General features: G+C 62.2%; 20 protein-coding genes. 11 read left to right on the top strand and 9 right to left on the bottom strand.

All coding sequences use genetic code 11. From position 1 onward, the window contains the following. The first annotated feature begins 19 nt into the window (after positions 1 to 19). The 3 genes from HOP51_RS01900 to HOP51_RS01910 all read left to right on the top strand — a co-directional run bounded on the left by HOP51_RS01900 (position 20) and on the right by HOP51_RS01910 (position 5,540). Positions 20 to 4,660, top strand: coding sequence for a BapA/Bap/LapF family large adhesin (locus tag HOP51_RS01900; protein WP_234272257.1), 4,641 nt, complete (start codon positions 20 to 22; stop codon positions 4,658 to 4,660). Positions 4,661 to 4,770: 110 nt separating this feature from the next. Then, positions 4,771 to 5,094, top strand: a complete 324-nt coding sequence (locus tag HOP51_RS01905; protein WP_234272258.1) for a tryptophan synthase subunit beta like protein — start codon at positions 4,771 to 4,773, stop codon at positions 5,092 to 5,094. 113 nt (positions 5,095 to 5,207) lie between these two features. Continuing rightward, the gene (locus HOP51_RS01910) at positions 5,208 to 5,540 is read left to right on the top strand and encodes a tryptophan synthase subunit beta like protein (protein ID WP_234272259.1); all 333 of its coding nucleotides are present in this window, start codon (positions 5,208 to 5,210) and stop codon (positions 5,538 to 5,540) included. A 48-nt stretch (positions 5,541 to 5,588) separates the two neighbouring features. Here HOP51_RS01910 and HOP51_RS01915 read toward each other — a convergent pair whose 3' ends face one another. From HOP51_RS01915 to HOP51_RS01950, 8 genes are all read right to left on the bottom strand, one after another. After that, positions 5,589 to 7,514 (bottom strand): EAL domain-containing protein, encoded by a 1,926-nt coding sequence (locus tag HOP51_RS01915; RefSeq protein WP_234272260.1) that lies wholly within the window; start codon positions 7,512 to 7,514, stop codon positions 5,589 to 5,591. Between the two features lie 91 nt (positions 7,515 to 7,605). Then, the gene (locus HOP51_RS01920; RefSeq protein WP_234272261.1) at positions 7,606 to 8,319 is read right to left on the bottom strand and encodes a transglutaminase-like cysteine peptidase; all 714 of its coding nucleotides are present in this window, start codon (positions 8,317 to 8,319) and stop codon (positions 7,606 to 7,608) included. A 288-nt stretch (positions 8,320 to 8,607) separates the two neighbouring features. Beyond that, on the bottom strand, positions 8,608 to 9,795 hold the full coding sequence (locus HOP51_RS01925; protein ID WP_234272262.1) for a cation diffusion facilitator family transporter: 1,188 nt from the start codon (positions 9,793 to 9,795) through the stop codon (positions 8,608 to 8,610). Beyond that, positions 9,792 to 10,985: a 1-acyl-sn-glycerol-3-phosphate acyltransferase gene (locus HOP51_RS01930; protein WP_234272263.1), complete on the bottom strand. Its 1,194-nt coding sequence runs from the start codon at positions 10,983 to 10,985 to the stop codon at positions 9,792 to 9,794. The genes HOP51_RS01925 and HOP51_RS01930 overlap by 4 nt, the downstream gene beginning before the upstream one ends. Positions 10,986 to 11,010: 25 nt before the next feature. Continuing rightward, a complete protein-coding gene (locus HOP51_RS01935; RefSeq protein ID WP_234272264.1) occupies positions 11,011 to 11,940 on the bottom strand; it encodes a recombination-associated protein RdgC in 930 nt (309 codons plus the stop codon). Positions 11,941 to 12,096: 156 nt separating this feature from the next. Then, positions 12,097 to 12,516 (bottom strand): acyl-CoA thioesterase, encoded by a 420-nt coding sequence (locus HOP51_RS01940; RefSeq protein ID WP_234272265.1) that lies wholly within the window; start codon positions 12,514 to 12,516, stop codon positions 12,097 to 12,099. A gap of 207 nt (positions 12,517 to 12,723) precedes the next feature. Further along, a complete protein-coding gene (locus HOP51_RS01945; RefSeq protein WP_234272266.1) occupies positions 12,724 to 13,275 on the bottom strand; it encodes a CBS domain-containing protein in 552 nt (183 codons plus the stop codon). An 89-nt stretch (positions 13,276 to 13,364) separates the two neighbouring features. Further along, positions 13,365 to 13,664: a hypothetical protein gene (locus tag HOP51_RS01950; RefSeq protein WP_234272267.1), complete on the bottom strand. Its 300-nt coding sequence runs from the start codon at positions 13,662 to 13,664 to the stop codon at positions 13,365 to 13,367. A 268-nt stretch (positions 13,665 to 13,932) separates the two neighbouring features. On the opposite strand from HOP51_RS01950, the gene gyrA reads away from it, so the two are divergent. From gyrA to HOP51_RS01990, 8 genes are all read left to right on the top strand, one after another. Continuing rightward, positions 13,933 to 16,689, top strand: coding sequence for a DNA gyrase subunit A (gene gyrA, locus HOP51_RS01955; protein ID WP_234272268.1), 2,757 nt, complete (start codon positions 13,933 to 13,935; stop codon positions 16,687 to 16,689). 182 nt (positions 16,690 to 16,871) lie between these two features. Further along, entirely contained in the window at positions 16,872 to 17,957 is a 1,086-nt protein-coding gene (serC, locus tag HOP51_RS01960) for a 3-phosphoserine/phosphohydroxythreonine transaminase (RefSeq protein WP_234272269.1), read from the top strand. A 3-nt stretch (positions 17,958 to 17,960) separates the two neighbouring features. Further along, positions 17,961 to 19,052 (top strand): prephenate dehydratase, encoded by a 1,092-nt coding sequence (pheA, locus tag HOP51_RS01965; RefSeq protein ID WP_234272270.1) that lies wholly within the window; start codon positions 17,961 to 17,963, stop codon positions 19,050 to 19,052. Between the two features lie 26 nt (positions 19,053 to 19,078). Further along, a complete protein-coding gene (locus tag HOP51_RS01970) occupies positions 19,079 to 21,376 on the top strand; it encodes a bifunctional prephenate dehydrogenase/3-phosphoshikimate 1-carboxyvinyltransferase (protein ID WP_234272271.1) in 2,298 nt (765 codons plus the stop codon). After that, complete coding sequence (gene cmk, locus HOP51_RS01975) at positions 21,373 to 22,062, top strand: (d)CMP kinase (RefSeq protein WP_234272272.1); 690 nt, start codon at positions 21,373 to 21,375, stop codon at positions 22,060 to 22,062. The genes HOP51_RS01970 and cmk overlap by 4 nt, the downstream gene beginning before the upstream one ends. 179 nt (positions 22,063 to 22,241) lie before the next feature. Then, a complete protein-coding gene (rpsA, locus tag HOP51_RS01980) occupies positions 22,242 to 23,918 on the top strand; it encodes a 30S ribosomal protein S1 (RefSeq protein WP_234272273.1) in 1,677 nt (558 codons plus the stop codon). Positions 23,919 to 24,087: 169 nt separating this feature from the next. Further along, a complete protein-coding gene (locus HOP51_RS01985) occupies positions 24,088 to 24,369 on the top strand; it encodes a type II toxin-antitoxin system RelE/ParE family toxin (protein WP_234272274.1) in 282 nt (93 codons plus the stop codon). A gap of 11 nt (positions 24,370 to 24,380) precedes the next feature. Then, positions 24,381 to 24,668 (top strand): HigA family addiction module antitoxin, encoded by a 288-nt coding sequence (locus tag HOP51_RS01990; protein WP_234272275.1) that lies wholly within the window; start codon positions 24,381 to 24,383, stop codon positions 24,666 to 24,668. Between the two features lie 373 nt (positions 24,669 to 25,041). Here the strand turns inward: HOP51_RS01990 and rimO are convergent, their stop codons facing one another. Then, a complete protein-coding gene (gene rimO / locus HOP51_RS01995) occupies positions 25,042 to 26,403 on the bottom strand; it encodes a 30S ribosomal protein S12 methylthiotransferase RimO (protein WP_234272276.1) in 1,362 nt (453 codons plus the stop codon). Positions 26,404 to 26,597: the final 194 nt, after the last annotated feature.

Below are 26,597 nucleotides of genomic sequence, written 5' to 3' on the forward strand. Positions count from 1 at the left end.
CTCCCTGCCGGTTGGTCTGGTGAGCGTGGACGCCACGGTCACCGTGACCGACGGTGACGGCGATACGGTCAGCGACAGCCTGAGTGCCGATCTGGGTGACAGCATCACCATCGTTGACGACGTCCCGACGCTGGAACTGGACGCGGTCGACCTGGACGACGTGACCTTCAAGCTCTACGACAAGCAGACCGATGGTGGCACCTCGAAGGCCACCGGCAACGTAGCGGCGGCCTTCGAGGATGCCGTAACGTCGAGCTACGGCGCCGACGGTGCGGGCAGCATCGACATCGCCTACGCCCTGAGCGTGGATACCGCTCTCGAGCACGGCCTGACCAGTGGCGGCGAAGCCATCGCCTTCACTGAGGTGGACGGCGTCATCATCGGCAGCACCGAGGCGGGCGAAGTACTGCGTATCGAGATCGATGCCATCACCGGCGAGGTCACCGTGACCCAGTCCGCCCCGCTGGATCATGCCGCGCAGGGCAAGGACAGCCTCTCCCTGCCGGTTGGTCTGGTGAGCGTGGACGCCACGGTCACCGTGACCGACGGTGACGGCGATACGGTCAGCGACAGCCTGAGTGCCGATCTGGGTGACAGCATCACCATCGTTGACGACATGCCGACAGCAGAAGTCGCTGTGGTCGACTTGAGTGAACTCGATCTGACCACCTTTGACCGCAAGGCCGTCAAAGAAGGTGGTGACGTTGACAGTGCCAATGTCAAAGCGGCCTTCCTCGCTGCCGTGACGCCTAGCTATGGCGCCGACGGCGAGGGTGGCATCGAGATTGGTCACTACGCCCTGAAGATCGAGAACGAGGAGACGGGGCTGCAGAGCCAAGGCGTCGATATCAAGCTGACGATGGATGGCGGTGACGTCGTGGGTATGGCCGATGGCACCGAGGTGTTCCGTCTCAGCGTTGACGAGAACGGCGAGGTCACCCTGACCCAAAGCGCCGTGATCGATCATCCGGAGCAGGGCAAGGACTTGGTGGGTCTGCCGGAGGACAGCGTGACTCTGAATGCGGTGGCGACGGTCACCGATGGTGATGGCGACGCTGTGACGGTTGATGTCTCGGCCGACCTGGGTGGCTCGGATGGTGTCGTGAACTTCACAGATGCGGTACCGATGGTGGAAGACTCCACCGTCGAGCTGGAGGCTCTGGAAGTCCCGCCGTTCTATGCCAACGTCTCGTTGGCTCTGGATATCTCCAGCAGCATGTATGGTGTGACTGGTGGTGGTAACGTCATGCCCCAACAGAAAGCTGCGGCAATTGCATTGCTACAACGCTATGCCGACGCCCTTGAGACAGCCGGTGATGGTGAGGTCAAGGTTCAGATTATCCAGTTTGGTACCAATGCTTCTAACGGTGGCTGGATGAGCATTGAGGATGCCATGGACATGATCAATGGTATTCCGGACACTAACCCAGGAGGTACCCAGTACACGAACTACACCGATGCCTTGAATAGTATCATGGATCATTACGATGGCCGGGTCGACGAAGATGATGTGCTTAACCACTCCTACTTCCTGACCGATGGTGAACCCCTAAAAGCAGCGGGATGGTGGGGAACTGAGCCAGATCCCGTGCCCGAGTCCGTGCTGGATGCCTGGGCGGCATTCCTTGATGAGAATGACATACTCTCCTACGCCATTGGCATGGGCGACAACCCGACGGCAGAGCATCTGCTGGAGATTGCCTACAACGGTCTGACCGGAGAGGATCATGACGATCTGCTGCATCTCGATATCGACTTCGATGCCTTGGAGGACCTGCTGACCTCCCTCGCCCCTGAGCCGGTGAGCCATCACCTGGATATCGACTTCGGCGCGGACGGTGGCTATATCCTCAGCATCACTGTGGATGGTAAGACTTACACCTACGACCCTGGGGAAGGTGAGGTAACGGGTGGCGGCGAGTTCGATCCGGCGACCAATGAACTGACTGTCGTGACCGAGCAGGGCGGCACCTTTACGCTCAATATGCAGACCGGGGCTTACACCTATGAGCCGCCGGAGCAGATCGGCCCCCACGTCGGAGATGAGAAGATCGACTTCACCATCATCGACAACGATGGTGACAAGGCTGATGCGACGCTTACCATCAAGATGGAGCCCGGCGAAGCTCAGCCGCCGTCTCTGGATCTCGATGATACTCCGCTCGTGGTGAACGAGAAGTTCCTAGAGAACGGCTCGGCCGAAGGCGAGGGTGAGCTAACCCAGAATGGTGTCATTCATCTTAGCGCCGAAGGTGGCATCAAGATGCTCACCATCGAAGGGGAGGAGTTCTCCCTCGATGACCTGCAGGCGCTGGAAGGTGAGCCTGTCGTTATCGAGCTGGAGAGCGGCAATACGCTGACGCTGACCGGCTTCGATGGTTCTCTTACCGGTGGCACATTGCACTATGAGTTCACGCTCAATAGTGCCATTGACCACGAGCTGGGTGGAGGAACAAATTCCGAGATCAAGGCATTCGATATCACGTTGGAAGACCTCTTTGGTGAGAAGGCCGAGTCCAGCTTGGACATTAAAGTGATCGATGACACTCCAGTGGAGCAGGATGTCACCGATGGCGAGAATGAGATCGTCATTGACGATTTCCAAGTCACTGACATTTCAGGAACCTGGAAAAACGCCCAAGGTGGAAGTTCAAGCGTTGTCAACCACCTGATACCCAATGGAACAGGCATCGTTTGGGGCGGCACCAACTTCAATAACGGCTCGGGATACAAATTCGAGTATGCCTCTACGGTGGATATCGAGGCCAGTGCCGTCTCAGGCGAGCCGGTCAGTTTGGGTACCTTCACCCATGTAAACCAACCGATTTCGTCTGGTACTGCGATTAATGGTGTTACCCTTGAGCTGACCGTTGAGGTGATGCTGAACGGCGTGGTCTACAACATTCCGGTCGAGGTGGTGCTGGATCACGAGGAAACGCCCAACAATGCATATCCAGATGACCATCCCGATAACGACGATATCGTGACGATCGAGAGTGTGAAGATCACCGATCAGGGCGTGCTTGAGCAGCTAGAGGCCGCCGGTTACAAGTTCGATATACCAGGTTTCAAGGATAAGGACGGAAATCTGGTTACCCAGGTGCGTACGGTGGAAACCGAGTCGACTGACTATGACCTGTTCGCCTCGGTGAGCTATGTGGGTGATGACCTGGTTGATTCGGAGGGTGAATTCGACGTTAGCTGGGGGGCGGATGGCCCCGCCGATGAAGATGATGAACACGCGCCGATTACCTTCACCGGGGCCGACGGCCAGGAAGTCGAGCCGGATGCCAGCGGAAAAGCGGAGATCGTGGGCGAGTACGGAACGCTTAGCGTGACGGTCATCGACGGCAAGGTGTCCTACGAATACACCCTGTCGACAGCAGGGCGTGAAAAGCTCAAGACAGATGGCTCTCTATCGGAGGGGGGCCTCAGCTACACCCTGACCGATGCAGACGGCGACCGGATCACCAGCCAGATCGACTTGGAGTTCACGGCAGTCAGCGCCCCCATCGAGTTGGTGGATAGCAGCAATGACGCCTTTATCGACCTGGTCGATCAAGAAAGCGATCCAGAGCCCGTCATGGGCAATGTCTCCAGTACAGCTGGTGTGTTTGGAGGATCTCGCTCTACCACTAGCAGCGAGGAGTTCACCATAGGCAGTGGTGAAACCGGGCAGGTCAGTTTCACGGTCAGTGTGACTGGAAGTAGCTCGGTTTCCTGGACGCTTATCGATGAGAATGGTCAGGAAATCGGTAGCGGCAGCAGGAGCTCCGATGGTTCGGTAGACATACAGGTAGAGGAAGGCACTTATCGACTGGAAATCACTACTTCAGGCTCTGGGTTCGGACCTTGGCTTGCAAGAGGCGAAGCTTCAGCCAGCAATATCAACTTAGTGACCTACTCTCAAGTGCCCGAGTCCTGGCCTGTGGAGGGTAACCTGTTCGCCGAGGAGGGCGTTTCACTCGGTAGCAACGATACCTGGCTCGAGATTGACAAGGATGGGGCCTTCGAGGAGGTTGCGGAGGGGACGACGATCGCCGGCCAGTACGGCACTCTGACCTTGAACCCGGATGGATCATACTCCTACACGGCGAATCCATCCCTCGAGAGCCTGGGCAGTGTCGAGCAGTTCACTTACCAAGTGGTGAATGCCAACGGCGACTCCGAGACGGCAACGCTCAAGATTCGCCTGGACAGCAATACCGAGAGCGTAATTTGGGGCACTGATGCCGGTGAGACGCTCGATGGAACCATGGGCAATGACATCATCGTCGGCGGCGCGGGAAGTGACGTTCTCACCGGCGGTGAGGGTGACGATGTCTTCAAGTGGAACTTCGGTGACCAGGGAACCACGGAGGCGCCAGCCAATGACGTGGTGGCCGACTTTGCCAATGGCAACAACACGCTGGATCTGGCCGACCTGCTGCAAGGGGAGGATGAAGGCAGCATTGGCAAGTATGTCTTCGCCGAAGAAGACGGTGACGATACCGTGCTGTATATCAGTTCGGACGGTAGTCTGGCTGGCAACAAGGACAATGCTGATCAGATCATTCGTCTGGAAGGCAAGTCGTTCGGTGATTTCGGTGCTGAAGCGGGTAACAGTGGCGACTTGATTAGCAAGATGATCGACAGTGGGCAGCTGCAGATCGATCAATAACCACGTTTCGCAACACATCACGAGCCCCGCCTGTCTTCTTTGAGCGGGGCTTTTTTAACAATAAGTATGGGAAGCGCCCCCGGGCCTGGTGCGCGGAGAAGGAGGGTGGTATGTACGTCAAACGAAACGAAAGCGGTGAAATCGAGCAGCTAAGCCGTGAGACGACAGCCGACTGCAAGGAGTTCATCGAGCCGAACTCGCCCGAATTGCTGGCGTTCATCGGCAGCGACGAGGCGGCCCAGCAAGCAGCGCTGCGCCGCTCGGACCTTGAGTTCGTGCGTGTGCTGGAAGACGTGATCGAGTTGCTGATGGACAGAGGGGCGATCAGCTTCACTGATCTACCGTCAGCTGCTCAGGAAAAGCTGATGGCTCGCCAGTCGTTGCGGCAGCGGGCCAATTGCGTCGAGTTGCTCGACGACGATAGCGTGATCTGATCGCCGCCGGGATGTTCTGGCCGAGCGTGGCACGCATCGAGACACGCCTTCGCTGGCTGCGGTAACATCAGGCAGAGAGATGTCCGGTGTGATTGCACTCGAGGAGGCTGAATGTGTTGTACATCAAGCGAGACGTCAGCGGCGAGATCGAGCGGGTCAGCCGGGAAGCGCTGACGGACTGCGACGAGCCGATTGCGAGCGACTCTCCCGAACTGCTGGCGTTCCTTGGGCGTGATCCCGCGCACCTCACCGATGAGTTTCACCAGTCGGATCTGGCGTTCGTACGGGTGCTCGATGACCTGATCTATCTCTTGATGGACAAGGGCGTATTCAGCTTCACCGATCTGCCCGAGCCAGCTCAGCAGAAGCTGCTTTCCCGCCAGTCGCTGCGTAAGCGCAGGAACAGCATTGGCCTGATGTCCGACGGTGACAACGAGATAATCTGAGTCCAGTCTACGAAATCACGAGGCCGGCAGACCGCCGGCCTCGTGCTTTCAGGCGTCTCCTGCGTCGTTGCCTTCGCGATGCCGAATGCCCGGGCCCGTCACCCCGTCCAGCCCCAGCTCGAACAGCACTTGCGCCGCATCCCGGCTCTCCACGCCTTCGGCAAGGGTGAGAATTCCGAGTGAGTGCGCCAGCGTTGCCATGCCTCGCAGCAGGCTCTGCTGATCGCTGCGGCTTTCCACCTCCTGGCTCAGCGCCCCATCGATCTTCATGAAGCTCAGGCCCAGGTCCTGCAGCCCCTCGATCTTGCCGAACTGAGTGCCGACATGCTCCAGGCCGACCTTGCAGCCCAGGCCCAGCAGGGCGTGGCAGAGCGTACGCAGCGCCTGGGGCTGCTGCAACGCGACGGATTGGGGCAGCTCGAACCACAGCTTGTCGGCAATGCCCTGGTGGGCCTGAATGCGAGCCAGCAGCTCGCCGACGAAGTGCCCGTCGACCAGCGACTCCGCTGAGAGGTTGATGGCTACCGCCTTGCCGCTGGATTCGACATCGGCCAGTGCCGCCGAAACGACGGCCAGGTCGAGGGTCGGCGCCATGGCCAGGCGCGAGATCCAGGGTAAGAAGACCCCGGCCGGACGCCATTCTCCTTTCAAGCGCAGGCGCGACGGCACCTCGAAGTGGATCAACTGCCCCTTGCTGTCGAGCACGGGATAATGCGCCAGGGAGATACCTTGCTCCAGCGCTTCCGCGAGCGCCTGACGCCATTCGTCATGGCGCGTGTAGAGCACGCTGCTGGCGGGCAGATCGACGACTTCCTGCGCGTTGGCGCCGCGGGCTTCCGCCGCCGCCAGTGCGCCGTCGAGACTGGCCAGCAGCTCGGCCCGGCTCTCGCCCTGGCTGTACTGACACAGTGCGGAGGGCAGCGACACGGTAGCTCCGAACTCTTCACCCAGGTTGTGCAGCCGCTCGGCCAGGTCGTTGCCGAGTGCTTCGAGGTCGTAGTGGCGTGGCAGTATCAGGGCAAAATCGCTGCCGTTGAGGCGCCCCACCGTGCCGTATCCGTACAGGTTCGCCAACTGATCCAAGCGACGAGCGATCCTCACCAGCAGCGTATCGGTTGCCGCGTGGCCGAGCTGCTGGTTGAGTTCGGCCAGGCGGGCGACACGCACCATCGCCAGGGTACCGCTGGCATCGTCTTTCTCGCTCTTCAGGTGCGCCTGCAACTGATCGAGGAAGGGCGCGCGCGTGAGCGTGTCGGTCACTGGGTCGTGCTGCATGCGCCGGCGCAGCTGATCGAGCTTGTCGCTCTCCTCGCCGAGCATATGGCGTACCGCCTGGGAAAGCTGATTCATCGCCTGGACCACCTCACGCAGTTCGCGTGTACGCGGCTCGTTGGCCACCATGAAGCGCCGCTGGCCGATGGCCTGAGCCTGGCTCACCACGTCACGCAGCGGGCGACGAATGGTGCGTACGATCCAGGCCGCCAGCAGCAGGCTGATGGCGCCGGCGATGGCGAACCAGCCGGTCAGCTCCAGGGTGCTGCGCCACAGCGAGCGGTAGGCGAAGCTGTGCTGGCTGGCCAGCTCCAGGGTGCCGTACTGCTGCCAGCCATCCTGAACCACGGCCCGGCCGGGCGGCACTTCGAAACGCACCAGATTCACGAACCAGTCCGGCACATCGTCGATATGCTCGGAGGCAACACGCTGTTCGATGAGCTCACCCTGAGGATCGCGAAGCGCGATATGCTGGTAATGGCCGGTATCGAACTGGGCCGCTAGCAGCAGCTCGAGAATGACGGGGTCCTTCTCCATCTGGCTCATCGAGAGCGCCAAGGCATTGGCGTTGTCGTTGTTCTTGATGCGTACTTCCTGCTCGATGTAGTGACGACTGCTCGTCACCCCAATGAGCAGACTGCCCACGAAGGCCAGCAGCAGCAGAACCGCAATGGTCAACCAGAGCTGCTTGATCAGTGACATGTCTTCGTTCCCCCTGGGAATGGACGTCCTTGCTCGTCCGATTGCGCGTATGGTGTCGCTATGGTCGTTTGCCTGCCGGTCGTCGCCATCATCACAGGAATCCCTGCTGCTCCATGCGCTCGATCACGCTTCGCCAGCGCGACAGCCGGGCCACCGGGTCTGCCCGCGACTGGCTGGAACTTCCGGCCCACAGGCCTGCGCTGTTGAAGCTGAATACGGGATCGAGGTCGGTTCGCTGGGTAGCGGGCGTAATGGAAGGCACCAGGTTGTCGAGCACCAGCGGTACGGCGGAAGGTGTCTCGTAGTAGCCCAGTACCATGTGGGCCTGGGTGATCTGGCTGCGCCCGATACGGGCGCGAACGTAGATCATGCGCAGCCGGGAACCCGGCACGCCCAGTTCCTTGAGCGTCACGTACTTGGCGATCGAATAATCCTCGCAGTCGCCCTGACGCTGACCCATGGTCTCCAGAGGCGTGGCCCAGTGATCCTCGGCGCCCCAGTTGTGAATGTCATCGACCCAGCGCACGCGGCGGTTGAAGAAGTCGTTGACCTCTCGTAGTTGGGTATCGAGTTCTGCACCCTGCAGGCGGTCGAGCAGAGTGAACCACTCCTCGAGAATGGCGAGCCCAGAGCTGCCGTAAAGACGCTGCATGCTGTTGCGTAATCTGGCGCGATCGATGCGCGCTTCTAGCGGCATCGGTGAAAGCCCCAGCCCCGCGGCCAGTAACAACCCGCCCAGGCCGGCCAGAAAGCGGCGGCGACTGGAGTTGCAGCTGCAGCCATGAGGGGCAGGGCGTCGCGTCATCTAGTGCGCCGTAAGAGTGTTAAAGAATGTAAGCCATGGGGCGAGTATAGAGGAGGAGGAAGGTCATACGATAGGCAGGACATCCAACGGATGCCGCATGACCAAGCGCAGCCAGTTTTCGGGTGATGTCTAGGGAAATATTGCGCAATCGGCGAGCGAGATGAAGCACAAGGCGCACGGAGCACAAGAACCGGAGCATATGGGGTATATGTGAGGATTCTGACGGTTCGACGCTTCGGCACCGCGCAACGCAGTGATTCGCTCGCGCAGCCATTGTGCAGTGTTTTCTTAGCCTTTGCCGGGCCCCTGCCACACCCTCAACCGCCTCACCCAAGTCAGCTCGTGCGAGGCGTCGCGCAACTCCTTGGCGGCGGTATCGAGGGTCTGGCCAGCCGGCAGTTCCCTGACGTAGACGGAAATATCGATCTGCTCGGCCAAGTAGTGCAGGTCGAGGGCGACACGGTCCTGCCATACGCTACATTCCTGCCAGGCTTCGTCGAGCATGTTTTCCACGTCTTGGCGCAGCGGCAGCCCCGGGCGCAGGCTGTGTTCGATCTGGTCCGAGTCGTCCTCGGGGTCGATATGGAAGGTCACGTCGGCCAGTTCAGGATAGGCCTCACGCAGCTTGCGGCTTACCGCATTGCCGATCTCGTGTGCTTCGGAAACCGTCAAGCGCGGTGCCACCACGATATGCAGGTCGAGCACGACATGGCTGCCGACCGAACGGGTACGCAGGTCGTGCACGCTGTCGACGCCGGGTATCGATTCCGCGACGGACTTCATCTTCTGCTGATCGGCTTCAGGCAGGGCGGTATCGATCAGCTCGCGCCCCGACTCCCACAACAGTTTCCAGCCCACCTGGCCGACCATGATGCCCACCACGATGGCGGCGAGCGCATCGACCCAGCCGGCGCCGAACTGGGCGGCTATCAGGCCCACCAGCACTACCCCGGTGGAGAGCGCGTCCGAGCGTGAATGCCACGCGTTGGCCTCGAGCAGCCGCGAACGTATCCGCTTGGCCACTACCATCGTGTAACGGAAGATCCACTCCTTGGCGGCCAGGGACAGCACGGCCACGCCGATGGCCCAGATGCCGGGGGCAGGAATGGGGTTGCCGGCAAGCAGGCGGGAGAGGCTGGCCCAGGCAATGCCCCCGGCCACGAAGATCAGCACGCTGCCCAGCCACAGTGTGGCCAACGTCTCGATGCGGCCGTGACCGTAGGGGTGATCGCTGTCCGGTGCCTGTCGGCCGAAATGGGTCGCCGCCAGCACGAAAACGTCCGTCACCAGATCGGAGAAGGAGTGGATGCCATCCGCGATCAGTGCCGCGGAGCCGACCAGCCAGCCGGCCACGATCTTGAGTACACCGATCACACAATCGATGACGGCACCGATCAGCGTGACCCGATGCGCTTCGCGGGCTTGGGCCTTGCGACTGAGAGTGTCTGGGATCGGTGGCGGTGATGTTGCGTTCATCTGGCTGAAGGAATCTCGCTGTCAGTGAGCCGCTCGGCCTTGTTACGTACCGGATTGGCATATTGTGCCAGCCACCAGGTGCGCAACTCCGCGGGCACTTCGTTCAGGCGTGCCTGGAAGTGTGCCCGGTCGACATCGCTGACCTCGCTCATGTCCAGGAGTTCCGGCGCATCGCCCAGGGCTTCCAGGGCCAGGTAATGGGTCGGGAACAGATGATAGCCGTCGATCACCTGGCGGTCGATTTCGGCGGCCACGGCTTCCGGCGTGTCGAAACCGGTGCCCAGCGGTTCTCCAAAGCGTAGCTCCACGCGCCCCTTGTGGCCCGTAATACCGGCCACGATGGACTGGATGTCTTCGTATTTGCTCTTCTCGTAGCGCCCCTGGCTGTGAATGGCGTGCAGTTCGCGTGCCTTCTGCAGGTCGCAGGGATCGTACTCGTAGCTGATCGAGACCGGCACCATGCGCAGCTCGGCAATGGCGTCGCCGATCGGAGCGTTACGCTCTTCCTGACGGCGTGCCATGGTCAACATCTTGATGATGGCCGGGTCGGTGCGGTCGATCCCATCCTTGGCGCGGCCTTCGCGCTGTGCCATCCAGATCGAATGATTGTCATCGATGATTGAGTGACGAATATAGCTCGAGAGGTTCTGGTAGGCGGCCAGCATGGCACGCTTGCCGCGCAGCGCACGCGGCACGATGAAACTCTTGTTGAGCCGCATCAGGTCGGTCACATAAGGCTTCTTCAACAGATTGTCGCCGATGGCGATGCGCACCGTATCGCGCCCCGCCTGGTGCAGGGCGTAGTTGACGAATGCCGGATCCAGCGAGATGTCGCGATGGTTGCCGATGAAGAGGTACGCGGTGTCCGGGCGCAGGTTCTCCAACCCTTCAACGCGAAAGTCGTCGGTCGAGGTACGGATCATGCGGGCCATGTAATAGGCCACGCGCATCTGGAAATCGCGCACGCTGGTGACGCCGCGAGTCTCCCGGCGAATGACATGGGAAGCCAGCGCGCGCGCCAGCCATGGCAGCGTTCTGCTCAGCCGCGGCAGACGGTAGCGTGTCAAGGCATCGAGCAGTTCGCGGTTGCTGGCCAGATTGGCCAGTACCGCGGCCACCTCGTCATCCCGGTAGGGGCGGATGTCGGCCCAGGGATCCGTTGCAGTCGTGCCTGTCAGGGTATCGGTCATCGGTTCTTCTTGGTTGCCGGTTCGGTCATGTGGCCTGGTTGGTAGCCTGGTTGGCTTCGCCACCCAGCCAGTCGATCAGTCTTTCTACCTCTTCGGCCAGCGCCTGGGCCATTAGTAGGAAATCGGCCTCAAGACGCACGATGGCATCACCATCGTCCTCTGTCTGACCGGCTTCGTCGATCAGTGCGTCACTGAACCGCAGGGATTTCAGCGTCAAATCGTCGTGCAGCACATAGCCAAGGCGGCCTTCGATCTCGATCCCCATACGGCTGGCCTGCCGGCCCGCGGCAAGCAACTGCTGGATTTCGTCGCTATCCAGGTCCACCTGGCGTGCGCGCAGCACACCGTCGTCGCCCTTGGCCTTGAGCTCGACCTGGTCGCCGAGCTGCAGGTTCGCCGGGCGCGAGCTCTCGTCGGCAAGCCACTGGGTCATGGCGCGCATGGGCAGGGTCTGGGTGGCCAGTGGCGTCACCTTCAGGCTGCCCAGCGTCTCGCGCAACAGGTCGAGAGCTTCTTCGGCGCGCTTGCGTGAGCTGCTGTTCACGGCGATCAGGCTGCGCCGGGTATCCCACCAGAGGTCGACCTTCTGGCTGCGGATGAAGGCACGCGGCAGCAGTTCCTCGTAGACCTGCTCCTTGAGTTCCTGCTTCTCCTGGCGGCGCAGCTTGCGGCCCTCGCGGGCTTCGATCTCGGCGCTACGTTCTTCTACCTCCTCGCGCACCACGCCGGCTGGCAGCAGCCGCTCATGGCGCAGCATGGTCAGCAGCCGCTGCCCTTGCAGTTCGTGCAGCAACGCGGTGCCGGCGCGACCGGCGGGTGAGCACCAGCCCACGCGCTTGGCCTCCTGGCTGCCGGGAGTGCGGACCGCCTGCTCGGCCAGGGTCGCTTCCAGGTCGGCGGCCGGAATCGCCGCTGCCTCGTGCAGGCGGTAAAGGTGCAAGTGCTTGAACCACATAGCGCAATTCCCTGAGCGAAAGGACGCATATTATGGCGAAGGGCGAGCGGGGGTGCCAGTGGCGTTGTGGATCCATGACTCACACGAACGCTCGTTCGAGGCTCAGGGAGTAAGGGGAATGGGGCCAAGATTTGCTTGGGTCGGCGTTGAGTGTTCTTACTCCAGCACCAGGGAAAGGAGCTTGTCGCGCAGAGGGCCGTCGATGGGCTGGGGTTGGTTGGAGCGCATATCGAGCAACACGAAGGTGAGGGTGGCTTGGCTGATCAGGGTATCGTCGCCGAGGCGATGGATTTCCTGGATCATCTTCCCGCTGCGGGTGCCGATGGCAGATAGGCGGCTGCGGATCTCGAGATCGTCACCAGCCACGGCGGCGGCGCAGTAATCGATGTTGATGTTGACGGCGACGAGAGCGATGCCGGCTTGTTGGAGCGGGGCGCTCAGGTCGGAGTGCTCGTCAAAGTAGGCCCAACGTCCCTCTTCGAGAAACTCCAGGTAGCGGGTGTTGTTGACGTGGCCATAGCCGTCGAGGTGATAGCCACGTACGCGTAGGGTGGTGCGGGAGATGCGGGGGTCCATCCGGTACTCCTTACTCGCTTGTGTGGGTGGCGGCAGAAATAGTGTTTTTGATTCTAGTCATTCAAATTAACTTCAAGCAAACGATTGTTTAAATGCCGGGAGAAGCCAATGCCGAGAGAAGAATGATGGCGGCCAACCGGCCGCCATCGTCTTGCTAGGTTTGTACGAAAAGTCGGCGAGCGCAGACAGTTTTCGTAAGAACCTAGATCAGGCCTTCAGCGCTTCCATGATGGAAGCCTTGGGCTTGAGTGAGAGACGACGATGCAGTCGTTCGGAAAGTTCATCCACGGAGATCAGTCCGCGAATATGATGCTCGCCGTCCCTCACCAGGCAGTAGGGTTCGCCGGCCTCGCGGAGCGTGACCACCAGGTCGGCGACGGTAGCACTCGCCAGGACATCGTAGTCCAGGACGGGCATGGCGGCCCGGGGCTGCATCAGGTCGCTGGCAGTGAGACTGTCGCGGTCGACTCCGAGACGATGCAAGGCCACCAGAATGTTCTGTTCCGAGAGCCGCTCCAAGGTCAGCACGCCGACCAGTTCACGCTGACGATCGACCACCAGCTTGCCGCTCAGGCCCTCCGCCACCATCTGCCTGGCCGCCTCCAGGGCGGGAGCCGAGGCGCTGACGGCATGGGGCCAATGCTGGCGGAAGTCGGTCATCAGGCTCAGCGCGGGGGAGTGTTCATCGATATCGGAGAACGCTTGGGGAGTGACCAAGTGGTCGGCGGTGTCGAGTCGGGAGAGAGGGAGTGTTTTCATTTGGCAAACCTCTGAAGGCGCCGGCATCCAACGGATGCGCAGCGACCGAAATGACGGCTCGATACGAGCCAGGATTCGGAGCTTGGCGTTCAGAGGCAGTACGGTGGAGCGCGTGCGGGGGGTAGCGTGACCTGACGGCAGGCGAGCGCCGAGCCGCTGGGTGAAACGCTGAGGCGTGCGGGGGGCTCGGCGCCGAGAGTGATGAGCGATACCGAACCGGTATCCTCGGTATCCGCATTGGGCGACGACAACGACGGGGAGCCGTCGTGGTGGGCGAGTCCGGCCAGCGCCTTGGCGGAACCCTGCAAGCCATCCTCGACCGCCTGGGAGGCCGATATCGGCAACCCGACGAGCAGAGCGGTAAGGGCAATTAGCAGGAGTCTTTGCATTGGGCTTCTACACGGGACCATGGTCATGGCGGCTGGGGGGAAACGCGTCCATCGACACAACCTAGCCCACCAGAGTCGGGATGGCTACCGTTGCGAATGCGTTGCGAATGCCTAAAGCCCTGCGGGGTTGCTGGACGGCATTACCTCAAGCTGCCTTTGTGCCGTCCGGAGTGGTATGATGGCAGGCTGTAATGGCGCGCCACGCCTCGGCCACGGCTTGGCTTGAAGAGCGCACCAAATCGTTGTAGCGCAAAGGATTCGACGACCCATGGGTGACATCGCCAGAGAGATTCTGCCAGTCAACATCGAGGACGAGCTGAAGCAGTCCTACCTCGACTACGCGATGAGCGTGATCATCGGCCGTGCGCTGCCGGACGTGCGCGATGGTCTCAAGCCGGTGCATCGGCGTGTACTGTTCGCCATGCACGAGCTCGGCAACGACTGGAACAAGCCCTACAAGAAGTCGGCCCGTGTCGTGGGCGATGTCATCGGTAAGTACCACCCTCACGGTGACAGCGCGGTCTACGACACCATCGTGCGCATGGCGCAGGACTTCTCCATGCGCCACGTACTGGTCGACGGCCAGGGCAACTTCGGCTCCATCGACGGCGACAGCGCCGCAGCCATGCGTTACACCGAGGTGCGCATGGCCAAGCTTGCCCACGAGCTGCTGGCCGACCTCGACAAGGACACCGTCGATTGGGTCGACAACTACGACGGCACCGAGCGTATTCCCGAGGTGCTGCCGACCAAGGTGCCCAACCTGCTGATCAACGGCTCCTCGGGCATTGCCGTGGGTATGGCCACCAACATTCCGCCGCACAACATGGGCGAGGTGATCGATGGCTGCCTGGCACTGATCGACGACTACACCCTGACCGTCGACGACCTGATGGAGTACATCACCGGCCCCGATTTCCCCACTGCGGGCATCATCAACGGTCGCGCCGGCATTCTCGAGGCCTACCGTACCGGCCGTGGGCGCATCTACGTACGTGCCCGCCACACCATCGAGCATGACGACAAGACCGGCCGCGACCACATCATCGTCACCGAACTGCCGTACCAGGTGAACAAGGCGCGGCTGATCGAGAAGATCGCCGAGTTGGTCAAGGAAAAGAAGATCGAAGGCATCGCCGAACTGCGCGACGAGTCCGACAAGGACGGTCTGCGCGTGGTGATCGAGGTCAAGCGCGGCGAATCCGGCGAGGTAGTGATCAATAACCTCTTCGCCCAGACCCAGTTGCAGAACGTCTTCGGCATCAACATGGTCGCCATCGAGGACGGCCAGCCCAAGATCCTCAACCTCAAGGAAGTGCTCGAGGCCTTCATCCGTCACCGCCGCGAAGTGGTCACCCGGCGCACCCTGTACGAGCTGAAGAAGGCTCGCGAGCGCGGCCATATCCTCGAAGGCCTGGCCGTGGCCATCTCCAACATCGACGAGGTGATCGAACTGATCAAGGCCTCGCCGAGCGCCGCCGAGGCTAAAGAAAAGCTGCTCGACAAGGTGTGGCCGCCCGGCCAGGTCACCGCCATGCTGGAGCGTGCCGGCGCCACTTCGTGCAAGCCCGAGGATCTGGAGGAGGGCTTCGGCCTCAACCCCACCGGCAGCGAATATCGTCTCTCGCCGGCCCAGGCCCAGGCCATCCTCGAGCTGCGCCTGCATCGCCTGACCGGCCTCGAGACCGAGAAGCTGCTCGACGAGTACCTCGGCATCCTGGAGAAGATCGCCGAGCTGATGGCCATCCTCGCATCCAGCGAGCGCCTGCTCGAAGTGATCCGCGAAGAACTCCTCGCCGTGCGTGAGCAGTTCGGCGACCCGCGCCGCACCGAGATCCAGGCCAGCCATCTCGACCTTTCCATCGAGGATCTGATCGCCGAAGAGGACATGGTGGTCACGGTGTCGCGCACCGGTTACGCCAAGACCCAGCCGCTCTCCGACTACCAGGCCCAGCGCCGCGGTGGTCGCGGCAAGTCGGCGACCAGCATGAAGGACGAGGACGTCATCGAGCACTTGCTGGTGGCTTCCACCCACGACACCGTGCTGCTGTTCTCCAATAAGGGCAAGGTTTACTGGCTCAAGGTCTACGAGATGCCAGCGGCCAGCCGCGGCTCGCGTGGCAAGCCGCTGGTCAACCTGCTGCCGCTGGACGAGGGCGAGTCGATCAACGCCATCATGCCGGTGAAGGACTATAGCCCTGACTGCTACATCTTCTTCGCTACTGCCAAGGGCACGGTCAAGCGCACCAGCCTTGACCAGTTCTCGCGCCCGCGCAGCGTCGGCCTGATCGCCATCGACATCGAAGAAGGCGACCGCCTGGTGGGAGCTGCCATCACTTCCGGCAACGACCATGTCATGATGCTGTCGTCCAATGGCAAGGCGATCCGCTTCGAAGAGTCGAACGTACGCGCCATGGGTCGTACCGCCCGCGGCGTACGCGGCATGAAGCTACTGGGCGATGCCGAGGTGATCAGCCTCATCATTCCCCAGAGCCAGCAGATCGACGCTGACGCCGACGCCGACAGCGAGACGGAAGGCGAGAAGGGCGCCGCGCTGGAGAACGGCAACGGCGGCCAGATCTACATTCTCACTGCCTCCGAGAACGGCTACGGCAAGCGCACCCGGCTCGAGGAGTTCCCGCTGCGCGGCCGCGGCGGTCAGGGTGTCATCGCCATGCAGACCAGCGAGCGCAACGGCTCCCTGGTTGCCGCCATGCAGGTCTACTCCGCCGACGAGATGATGCTGATCACCGACCGGGGCACCCTGGTGCGTACCCGCGTCGATGAGGTCTCGATCACCTCGCGCAATACGCAGGGCGTGATGCTGATCCGCCTGGGCAACGACGAGAAGCTGGTCAAGACCGTGCGTATCGACGAGCCCGAAGCGGAGAGTGAGACCGACGCGGAGATCGAGCCTGAGAACGGTGCCGAGAACGCGTCGGAAGATGCGCCGCAAGCCGAGCGGCAGAGCGGGCCGGACGCGGACGAAAACGGCGGCGTAGACGAAAGCCAGAACGACGAATAAGGCTTGCCACCAAGCCGAGCGATGAGCGCCGGGGACAAGTCATAGCGAGGGTCTTTTGCCATGGATGGCAAAAGTAGCGCCCAGGGACGGGTTCACAGCGCCCTCGCGAGACTTGTCGACGGATCAGCTCATCGCGTGTCGGTTCAGTAACAATGCTTGAGCTGAGACGGAACACCACGCTGATGACACGCCACTATAACTTCTGCGCCGGTCCCGCGGCGCTGCCCACCCCGGTACTGGAACGCGCAAGGGAAGAGCTGCTCGATTATCAGGGCCGCGGGCTCTCGGTGATGGAGATGAGCCACCGCTCGCCGGAGTTCGTCGCCATTGCCGAGCAGGCCGAAGCCGACCTGCGCGAGCTGCTCGCCGTGCCCGAAAACTACAAGGTGTTGTTCCTGCAGGGTGGCGCCAGCCTGCAGTTCTCCATGGTGCCGATGAACCTGCTGGGGCGGGGCGGTACGGCCAACTTCCTGTATACCGGCATCTGGGGCAAGAAGGCGCTGGCGGAAGCGAAACAACTGGGGTTCTCGGTGCATACCGCGGGCAGCAGCGAGCTCAGCGGCCACACGCAAGTGCCGACCCAGGCGGATATCGCGCTCACCGCGGATGCCGCCTACCTGCACTACACCGCCAACGAAACCATCGGCGGGCTGGAGTTCGACTATATCCCCGACGTCGGCGTGCCGCTGGTGTGCGACTACTCCTCGAGCATTCTGGCCGAGCCACTGGATGTGTCGCGCTTTGGTGTGATCTATGCCGGGGCGCAGAAGAACATTGGCCCTGCCGGGCTCACCCTGGTGCTGGTGCGCGACGAGCTGCTCGACCGCCGCTGCGAGCGCATCCCCAGCCTGTTCGACTACCAGGCCGTGGCCGAGGCGGGCTCCATGGTCAATACCCCGCCCACCTACGCCTGGTATCTGGCGGGGCTGGTGTTCCAGTGGCTCAAGCACGACATCGGCGGGCTCGACGCCATGGCAAACATTAATGCGCGCAAGGCGGCCAAGCTCTACGCGGCCATCGATGCCAGCGGTTTCTATTCCAACCCCATCGCGCCGCGTAATCGCTCGCGCATGAACGTACCCTTCGTACTCGCCGATGAGCGTCTCGACAAGCCGTTCCTGGCCGAAGCCGAAGAGGCCGGGCTGCTCAACCTCAAGGGGCATCGTAGCGTCGGCGGCATGCGGGCGAGCCTCTACAACGCCGTACCCGAGGCGGCCGTCGATGCGCTCATCGACTTCATGGCCGGCTTCGAGAAACGCAGGGGATAAGCCATGACCGACACCCCTATCAATCTTGACTCGCTGCGCCAGCGCATTGATGAGCTGGACAGCGAGATCCTGCGCCTGATCAGCGACCGCGCCGAGTGCGCCAAGCAGGTCGCCGAGGTCAAGACCGCCAGCGACTCGGGCGCCGTTTTCTATCGCCCCGAGCGCGAGGCGCAGGTGCTGCGACGGATCATGGAACTCAACCCAGGCCCGCTCAACAGCGAAGAGATGGCCCGGCTGTTCCGCGAGATCATGTCCGCCTGCCTGGCGTTGGAGCAGCCCACCAAGGTGGCCTACCTGGGACCGGAGGGGACGTTCACCCAGCAGGCTGCGCTCAAGCACTTCGGTGCCAGCGCGGTGAGCATGCCCATGGCGGCCATCGACGAAGTCTTCCGTGAAGTGGAGGCAGGAGCGGTCAACTACGGCGTGGTGCCGGTGGAAAACTCCACCGAAGGCGTAGTGAGCCATACCTTGGACTCCTTCATGGACTCCTCGATCCACATCTGCGGCGAGGTGGTGCTGCGCATTCACCATCATCTACTGGTGGCCGACACCACGCTGCGCGACAAGATCTCGCGCATCTACTCCCACCCGCAGTCGCTGGCGCAGTGCCGCAAATGGCTCGATGCCCACTACCCCCGTGCCGAGCGGGTGCCGGTGTCGTCCAACGCCGAGGCAGCGCGCATGATCAAGAGCGAATGGCACAGCGCGGCGATTGCTGGCGACATGGCGGCCAAGCTCTACGGCCTCGAGAAGATCGCCGAAAAGATCGAGGATCGTCCCGACAACTCCACGCGTTTCCTGATCATCGGCAGCCAGCGCGTGCCCATGTCAGGCGAAGACAAAACCTCCATCGTGGTGGCCATGCGCAACCAGCCCGGCGCACTGCACGACCTGCTCGAGCCGTTCCATCGCCACCAGATCGACCTTACCCGCCTGGAGACGCGTCCCTCGCGAACCGGCGTGTGGAACTACGTGTTCTTCATCGACTTCAAGGGACACGTGGATGAGCCTCGCGTAGCCGCCGTGCTCGAGGAGGTGCGCCTGCGCGCCTCCGAGCTCAAGGTGCTCGGCTCCTATCCCGTAGGCGTGCTGTAAGCGTGGTGGAACGTGACAACGCAATCGTGACGCCGAACGAAGCGCGAATCCTGATCGTCGGCCTGGGGTTGATCGGCGGCTCCCTGGCCGCCGCCCTGCGTGCTGCCGGTTATAAAGGAACCCCTGCCGGCGGCTTCGGGCCGGTTGAAATCGTTGCCTGCGACCCGGATCCCGGTGAGATCGAGCGTGGCATCGAGATGGGCCTGATCGATCATGGCGATACGCGGCTCGCGCCGCTGGTGGAAGGCGCCACGCTGATCGTGTTGGCGGTACCGGTGCTGGCCATGCGCAGCGTGATGACGGAACTCGCCGCTGCGCTGCCCATCGAGGCGGTGGGAGGCGACGCCCCACGCGTCGTCATTACCGATGTCGGCAGCACCAAGGCCGCCGTGCGCGACTGCGCCCTGGCAGCCTTTGGCCGGTTGCCGGCGGGCCTGGTGCTCGGTCACCCCATCGCTGGCTCCGAGAAGAGCGGTGTGGCGGCCTCGAATCCCCAGCTCTACGTCAACCACAAGGTGATTCTCACCCCCGGTCCCGAGACCGCGCCTACCGCCGCGGCTCGGGTGAAGGCGCTGTGGCGTGCCTGCGGCGCCGAGGTGCTGGAGATGGACGTGGAGCGCCACGACCAGGTGCTGGCGCGCACCAGCCATCTGCCGCACTTGCTGGCCTTCTCCCTGGTGGACACCCTGGCGCGGCAGGACGAGCGGCTGGAGATATTCCGCTACGCTGCTGGCGGCTTTCGCGACTTCACCCGTATCGCCGGCAGTGACCCGGTGATGTGGCGCGACATCTTCACCGCCAACCGCGACGCCGTACTGGCCTCACTCGACGACTTCGAGGCCGGGCTTGGGCGCCTACGCCGGGCGGTGGAAGCGGGCGACGGCGATGCTATGCTTGCCGTTTTCGACCGTGCCAGTCACGCACGTCACTACTTCGACTCTCTCCTGAACCAGACCAGTTATCAGGCGGAATACCAGATGCAAGAACAAGGCAGACTCACCTTCCGGGCCGCGCCCGGTGGCCGCGTGGCCGGACGCATTCGCGTACCGGGCGACAAGTCGATCTCCCACCGCTCGATCATGCTCGGCGCGCTGGCCGAAGGCGTGACCGAAGTAAAGGGTTTCCTGGAGGGCGAGGACAGCCTGGCCACGCTGCAGGCGTTCCGCGAGATGGGCGTGGCCATCGAAGGTCCGCACCAGGGTCGCGTTACCGTGCACGGGGTCGGCATGCACGGCCTCAAGGCGCCTTCCGGCCCGCTCTACGTGGGCAATGCCGGTACCGCCATGCGTCTGTTCGCCGGCCTGTTGGCCGGGCAAGCCTTCGATACCGAGCTGATCGGCGACGCCTCGCTGACCAAGCGCCCCATGGGGCGCGTGGCCGATCCGCTGCGGCTGATGGGGGCGGTGATCGACACCGCCGAGGGCGGACGCCCGCCGCTGAAGATTCACGGCGGCCAGAAGCTCAAGGGCATCACCTACGACATGCCCATGGCCAGCGCCCAGGTGAAGTCCTGCCTGCTGCTCGCCGGGCTCTATGCCGAAGGCGAAACCCGCGTGCGTGAACCGGCGCCCACTCGCGACCACACCGAGCGTATGCTGGCCGGTTTCGGCTATGACGTCGGTCGCGAAGACGATACCTGCTGGCTCACCGGCGGCGGCAGGCTCACCGCCGCGCCGATCGATGTACCCTCTGACATTTCCTCGGCGACCTTCTTCCTGGTGGCCGCCGCCATTACGCCGGGTTCCAACCTGATTCTCGAGCACGTGGGCATCAACCCGACGCGCATCGGCGTGATCAACATCCTCAAGCTGATGGGGGCCGACCTGCTCCTTATCAACGAGCATGAGGTGGGCGGCGAGCCGGTGGCCGACCTACATATCCGCTATGCGCCGCTCAAGGGGATCGACATTCCCGTCGACCAGGTGCCGCTCGCCATCGACGAGTTCCCTGCGCTGTTCGTTGCCGCCGCCTGTGCCACCGGTACCACCCGGCTGCGCGGCGCCGAAGAGCTGCGGGTCAAGGAGTCCGACCGCATTCAGGCCATGGCCGATGGCCTGGCGACACTGGGCGTCGAGCACACCGTGCGGGAAGACGGCATCGACATCGTCGGTGCCGGCGATCGCGAAGTCGCCTACGGCGGCGGGCGCATCGACAGCCTGGGCGACCATCGCATCGCGATGTCCTTCGTTGTAGCTTCCCTGCGTGCCGGCGAGGAGATCGTCATCGACGACTGCGCCAACGTCGCCACCTCGTTCCCCGGCTTCACGGAACTTGCCAGGGTCGTGGGGCTCCGAGTCAGCGAAGAGCAAGAGGAGCACGCATGAGTGACACCGCCAAGGTGCTGACTCTCGACGGGCCCGGTGGTGCCGGCAAGGGCACCATCAGCCGCCTGGTCGCCGAGCGCCTGGGCTGGCACCTGCTTGACAGCGGCGCCCTCTACCGCCTCACGGCGCTGGCGGCCATGCGCCACCAGGTGGCGCTCGACGACGAAGCGGCACTCGAGCGGCTCGCCGCCGGGCTCGATGTGGTGTTCCTGGCCGAACGAGAGAGCACCCGCGTGCTGCTCGAAGGCGACGACGTCAGCCGCGAGATCCGCACCGAGCAGGTGGGCGATGCCGCCTCCCAGGTGGCGGCGCTGAATGGCGTGCGCCAGGCGCTGCTGCAGCGCCAGCGCGACTTCCGCCAGGCCCCCGGTCTGGTGGCCGATGGGCGCGACATGGGCACCGTGGTTTTCCCCGATGCCGAGCTGAAAATATTCCTCACGGCAAGCCCCGAGGAGCGCGCTCGCAGGCGCCACCTTCAGTTGCAGGAGGCGGGGGTAAATGCTAATCTATCGAGTCTTTTGAAGGAAATTCAGGCGCGCGACGCACGTGACATGCAGCGCAGCGTGGCTCCGCTCAAGCCGGCCGATGACGCCATCACGCTTGACACCACGAGCCTGAGTATACCGGAAGTGGTGGAACGGTTGACGGAGTGGCTGGCCGAACGCGGCCTCGTCCCCGGAACTTGATCTCCCTTGCGGCGCCCTCGAACGGATGTCATGGCATGGTCGGGCAACTCCATTATTGCAAGCCCGGCCAGGTCCAACCAGCGCTAACATCCCCGGGGGTTTGGTAAATAAGGCCCGCACTCGCTGGTGGTGCGGAGAAGGCGGCGACGCCTCAACACCGTTGATCACGTAGGAAAATCATGAGCGAAAGCTTTGCTGAACTGTTTGAACAGTCACTGCAGGACATCAATATGGAGCCGGGCGCCATCGTCACGGCTACCGTCGTCGACATCGAAGGTGACTGGGTCACCGTCAATGCCGGCCTGAAGTCCGAAGGACAGATTCCCGCGGCGCAGTTCCGCGACGACAACGGCGAGCTGACCATCGCCGTTGGCGACGAAGTCAGTGTTGCCCTGGAAGCCGTCGAAGACGGTTTCGGCGAGACCCGCCTGTCTCGCGAGAAGGCCAAGCGCGCCGAAGCCTGGAAGGTACTGGAAGCGGCCTTCGAGAAGGAAGAGATCGTCAAGGGTGTGATCAACGGCAAGGTCAAGGGCGGCTTCACCGTCGACATCGACTCCATCCGTGCATTCCTCCCGGGTTCCCTGGTCGACGTGCGTCCGGTGCGTGACACCACGCATCTCGAGCACAAGGAACTCGACTTCAAGGTCATCAAGCTCGACCCGAAGCGCAACAACGTGGTCGTATCCCGCCGCGCCGTGCTCGAAGCCGAGAACAGCGCCGAGCGTGAAGCTCTGCTCGCCACCCTGCAGGAAGGCCAGCAGATCATCGGTATCGTCAAGAACCTCACCGACTATGGTGCCTTCGTCGACCTGGGTGGCGTCGACGGTCTGCTGCACATCACCGACATGGCTTGGAAGCGCATCAAGCATCCGAGCGAGATCGTGGCCGTGGGCGACGAGATCAACGTCAAGGTGCTGAAGTTCGACCGCGAGCGCAACCGCGTCTCCCTGGGCCTGAAGCAGTTGGGCGAAGATCCGTGGGTCAACATCAAGGACCGCTACCCCGAGGGTACCGTGGTTCCGGCCCGCGTCACCAATCTCACCGACTACGGCTGCTTCGCCGAGCTGGAAGAGGGTGTCGAAGGCCTGGTTCACGTCTCCGAAATGGACTGGACCAACAAGAACATCCATCCGTCCAAGGTCGTCAACATCGGCGACGACGTGGATGTCATGATTCTCGACATCGACGAAGAGCGTCGTCGTATCTCCCTGGGTATCAAGCAGTGCACCCCGAACCCGTGGGAAACCTTCAATGCCCAGTACAACAAGGGCGACCGCGTGTCCGGTACCATCAAGTCGATCACCGACTTCGGTATCTTCATCGGTCTGGAAGGTGGCATCGACGGTCTGGTTCATCTCTCCGACCTCTCCTGGTCCGAGACCGGTGAAGAAGCCGTGCGCCGCTTCAAGAAGGGCGACGAAGCCGAAGCCGTCATCCTCTCCATCGATCCGGAGCGTGAGCGCATTTCGCTTGGCATCAAGCAGCTCGACTCCGACCCGGTGGCCGAGTACCTGGCCGTCAACGACAAGGGCTCCATCGTCTCCGGCCGTGTGGTCGAGGTCGATGCCAAGGAAGCTCACATCGAGCTGGCGACTGACGTCGTTGCCGTGCTCAAGGCTTCCGAGATCAGTGCCGACCGCGTCGAAGACGCGCGCAACGTGCTGAACGAAGGCGACACCGTCGAAGCCCGCATCGTCAACGTCGATCGCAAGAACCGCGCGATCAACCTGTCGATCAAGGCCAAGGAGCAGGACGATACCCGTCAGAACCTGAAGAAACTGCGCGAGCAGGAAGTCGAGACCGGTGGCCCGACCACCATCGGCGACCTGATCAAGCAGCAGATGGGTCAGGACTGATCGTCCCTCGGGCTCTGCTTGCGGAGCCCGACGAGCCAAGGCTCAAACAGAACGCCGTCCCCTTTGTCAAAGAAGGGGGCGGCGTTCTTGCGTCTGGGTTTAGATTCTGCATAACGCCTTGCGTTATATAACGCAAGACGTTATATTTCTGTACAAGAGATGACGCCTCATGATCAAGAGCTTCAAGGACAAGGCTACTGCCACCATTGCTGATGGTAAGGTGGTCCGTAAGCTGCCACAGGACATGCAGCGTAACGCCTTGAAGAAGCTCCGTCAGCTTGGGGCCGCTGGTGTACTTGATGATCTTCGTGTCCCGCCAGGCAACCGGCTTGAGGTGCTACGCGGTGACCGGGAAGGTCAATACAGTATTCGCATCAACGACCAGTGGCGCATTTGCTTTCGATTCGAAGCCGGCAATGCCTACGATGTCGAAATTGTCGATTACCACTGAGGAGGTGGGCCATGACCGAACGTCTACCCAATATCCATCCGGGGGAAATCCTGCTGGAGGATTTCATCGAGCCGATGGGACTGACCAAGAATGCCCTGGCTACCGCCATTGGCGTGCCGGCGACACGCATTGGAGAAATCACCCGAGGCGCGCGGTCTGTCACGGCTGATACCGATCTTCGCCTATCCCGCTTCTTCGGTACCAGCGAAGGCTACTGGTTGCGCCTGCAGAACGCCTACGATCTGGAAGAAGCAAAACGGGGACACGATTATGTGGGAATCAAACCACATGCAGCTTGAAGCTATTCCGAGTGTGGCGATGGCTTCCTAGGTTTTGTACGAAAAGTCGGCGAGCGATGGCCAGGGCTAGGCCCGTTCCCTACGGGCCAACGCACTTCCCACCTCCATGTGGGTCGCAAGGCAAAAATCGGCGACAAATCGTCAGGATTGACGATTTGGGCAGCTCCGCTGCTCGTAGAGCGAGTGACAAGGATGTCGCGAGTCCAAAGCGGAGTTTACGGGGTGTAAATAAGTACTTTGATCGGACTCGCGCACGAGCCGATTTTTAACGCCGTATGGGCGAGCGCAGACAGTTTTCGTACAGAGCCTAAGAGAGGTAGGCTTTGGCATGGCCTACCTCCTTGTCGCTTTACTCGTAAGTGAGTAGGGCCTACTAGGCGCTATAAAAGTCCATGAACTTGACGGGCCGTGCTTCCTCGATCACCTCGGCCCAAAGATCGTACTCATCGGCGTTGGTCACCCGGGCGCGCACCACGTCGCCGGGGCGCAGGGTGCGCTTGGACTCCAGGAACACCATGCCGTCGATCTCTGGAGCGTCGGCTTCGCTGCGGCCGATGGGGCCGTCCTCGTCGACCTCGTCCACCAGTACTTCGATCTCGCGACCGATCTTCCGCTCCAGACGAGTGGCGGAGATCAGCTGCTGATGCGCCATGAAGCGCTCCCAGCGCTCCTGCTTCACGTCGTCCGGCACCGGCTCCAGGCCCAGTTCGTTAGCCGGCGCGCCCTCCACCGGTGAGTACTGGAAGCAGCCCACGCGATCGAGCTGGGCTTCGCTCAGCCAGTCGAGCAGGTACTGGAAGTCCTCCTCGGTCTCGCCGGGGAAGCCGACGATGAAGGTGGAGCGAATGGTCAGCTCGGGGCACAGCTCACGCCAGCGCTTGATGCGGGCGAGCGTCTTGTCCTCGAAGGCGGGGCGCTTCATCGCCTTGAGTACCTTGGGGCTGGCGTGCTGGAAGGGAATGTCCAGGTAAGACAGGATCTTGCCTTCGGCCATCAACGGAATCAGCTCGTCCACGTGAGGGTAGGGATACACGTAGTGCAGCCGCACGCGAATGCCCAGCTCCGAGAGCGCCTCGCACAGCTCGGTAAGGCGCGTCTTGACCTCGCGGCCGCGCCATTCACTAGGGGCGTAGCGTAGGTCCACGCCATAGGCGCTGGTGTCCTGGGAGATCACCAGCAGCTCCTTCACGCCCGCCTTGGCCAGCCCTTCGGCTTCGCGCAGCACGTCGCCCACCGGGCGGCTGACCAGCTTGCCGCGCATGGAGGGGATGATGCAGAAGCTGCAGCTGTGGTTGCAGCCTTCTGAGATCTTCAGATAAGCGTAATGGCGCGGGGTGAGCTTCACGCCCTGGGCCGGCACCAGGTCGAGATGAGGGTCGTGCCGGTGCTGGTGCGGGGCGGCTTCGTGCACGGCGCCGACCACGCGCTCGTACTGTTGCGGGCCGGTAACGGCCAGTACGCTGGGGTGGACGTCGCGAATGGCACCCTCGTCCACACCCATGCAGCCAGTGACGATCACTTTGCCGTTCTCGGCGATGGCCTCGCCAATGGCATCCAACGACTCGGCCTTGGCGCTGTCGATGAAACCGCAGGTGTTGACCACCACCACGTCGGCATCGTCATAGCTGGGCACGATCTCGTAGCCGTCCGTGCGCAGTTGGGTCAGGATGCGCTCGGAATCCACCAGGGCCTTGGGGCAACCCAGTGAGACGAAACCGACCTTGGGTGTGGACATGCAGAACCTCATTAAGTTGAAAGCAAATGCCTGCGCGAGCGAATCGCTGTGTTACTGCGGTGCTCAGACCAGTCACATATACCCCATATGCTCCTGGTCCTGCGCTCCTCGTGCCTTGCGCTTCATCTCGCTCGGCTATTTGCTTGAGCGCATCTGAACACATGCCTGCGCGAGCGAAGATCAGCTAGTTATTA

Source organism: Billgrantia zhangzhouensis, from assembly GCF_021404465.1.
GTDB classification, from domain to species: Bacteria; Pseudomonadota; Gammaproteobacteria; order Pseudomonadales; family Halomonadaceae; genus Halomonas; species Halomonas zhangzhouensis.